The sequence below is a fragment of the Streptomyces sp. NPDC058086 genome, assembly GCF_042885015.1.
Lineage (GTDB): Bacteria > Actinomycetota > Actinomycetes > Streptomycetales > Streptomycetaceae > Streptomyces.
Genome location: NZ_JBHVST010000283.1, coordinates 1 through 1757 on the forward strand (window position 1 = coordinate 1; position 1757 = coordinate 1757).

Consider the following 1757-nt stretch of genomic DNA (forward strand, 5'->3'; position numbering starts at 1 on the left):
CACCGGGGTGGGGCGCTGTCGTGGTCTTTGGCGGAGATACGCCCGATGGGCGCCCCCGCGGGGGCGCCCTTCGGGCGTATCTCCTCCAAAGACCCAGGGCCTGTTGTTGGGGCACATTTATCGGCTAGTGAATACGCAGAGTGATGACCGAGAAGAGGACGCTTCTCTTGCCCACTGCCATCTATGCCGGTTTCAGACTGACCGGCAAATGGAGCGCGGTGTTGCTTGGCGGCGGCGGACGACGGGGGATGGTCGTTCGCCCGTCCACCGGTTGCGGTCATGTTCTAATCGCCGGATGACGAAGATCGAATCAGAGCTGATACGACGTTGGCTGAACGGCTGGACTGTGGCTCGCTCCCTGCCCGAGGCTGAGCCGGTCGAGTCCGCCGGGGACGGCCTGCGGTCCAAGTGCGACCAACCCGGCCGCGAGGTCGAGGTGTTCGCGCTGCGTGCGGACGAGGAACCCGAGTCCTTGGCACGGCTGGCTGCATCCGTCGCCGCCGCGCAGCAGATCACCTGGCTCACGGTGCCTACGCTGCGCCCGGGCACCGTCGAAGCCGTCGTCAGCGCCGCCGGACTGGAGTTGGTCCACCGGTCCGAGTGGTTCATGACGACCGATCTGACCGAGCACTCGCAGCACGCGCCTGCCGCGCCGTACGAGCGCGAGGTCCGCACGGAGGGACCAGTCACAGTCGTCTCCCTTCATGGCCCCTCCGGAGAGGTGGCGGCGCGCGGCGCCATCGCCGTGGTCGGCGCCGATGCGATTGCTGATCGCATCGAGACGGACCCGGCGCACCGCCGACGCGGCTTGGGCCGCGCCATGATGAGCGCTCTGGCGGAGGCCGCCGTGGCTCAGGGCGCCCGTACCGGTCTTCTCATCGCCAGTGAGGAAGGCCAGCGCCTCTACTCCTCCCTCGGCTGGCACCACGAAGCCGACGTCCTGATCGCCCGGGGACCGGTGGTTCCCTCCAACAAGTAGGACTGGCTCACTCTGGCCGATCCGCCAATACGCACGGCGTACTCCTGCGGATCCCGCCGAGCGAAGATGCCCGGATTTTCCGCTATTGCCCGTTCCGGTCATATTCCGGTTGTCCGCCGACCACGGCCGGTCCCGTGTCAGAGACCATGCGCAGGAAGGCGAAGCGCGCTGTCGTACGGGTCGGGCGGGATGTGGAGGGTGGCGGCGTCGCAGTCGCCGAAGCGCAGCACGTTGTCCCTGCGGTGCGGGCTGAGCGCGGCGATGTCGTCGGGGTTTACCTCCCGGCCTTGGGCGGCCATCTGGCGCAGTGTGTCGGTCATGTCGACGGTGGTGGAGAAGATGATGCTGTTGGCCATCAGGTCGAGGAACTTGACGGCCTTCTCCTGGAGTTCGGGATCGCGGGAGCGCAGGTAGCCGTCTCCGCCGAAGTGGAGCCACTTCGTGTACCCGTTGTATGCCTCGGCCTTGTTCGTCGCCCTGGTGATCTGTTCCCGTAGCTGCGGGTCCGACAGGTAGCGGAGCAGAAGGCGTTGTCACGTTGTTGAGTGCGTGACTGTCTGATGGTGCGTCGGGGCGTGGTGGGCCCGCGGTCAGGGCCTGTGTTCAGGCCGTGGTGGGCCGGCTGGCAGCGCCGGTGATCTGGTCCCAGATGGCGAAGCGGATGGTCATCTCGGCTCGGTGTTGGGATGCGGTCATCAGGTGGCGGTGGGGCCGGAAGTGGGGTGAGATGCCGCTGAACGCGGACAGGAACCGCTGGGCCGCGCCCGTGCTGCGGAAG

Annotated in this window: 2 protein-coding genes and 1 pseudogene; 1 reads left to right on the top strand and 2 read right to left on the bottom strand. The window is 67.3% G+C overall.

Annotation, left to right across the window (positions count from 1 at the left end; genetic code table 11):
* The first annotated feature begins 295 nt into the window (after positions 1-295).
* Entirely contained in the window at positions 296-979 is a 684-nt protein-coding gene (locus tag ACFVWD_RS58250) for a GNAT family N-acetyltransferase (protein WP_389607288.1), read from the top strand.
* Between the two features lie 137 nt (positions 980-1116).
* Here the strand turns inward: ACFVWD_RS58250 and ACFVWD_RS58255 are convergent, their stop codons facing one another.
* Positions 1117-1503: a Tn3 family transposase gene (locus ACFVWD_RS58255; RefSeq protein WP_389607289.1), complete on the bottom strand. Its 387-nt coding sequence runs from the start codon at positions 1501-1503 to the stop codon at positions 1117-1119.
* A gap of 79 nt (positions 1504-1582) precedes the next feature.
* Positions 1583-1757 (bottom strand): annotated as a pseudogene (locus tag ACFVWD_RS58260) (IS6 family transposase); the annotation flags it as partial.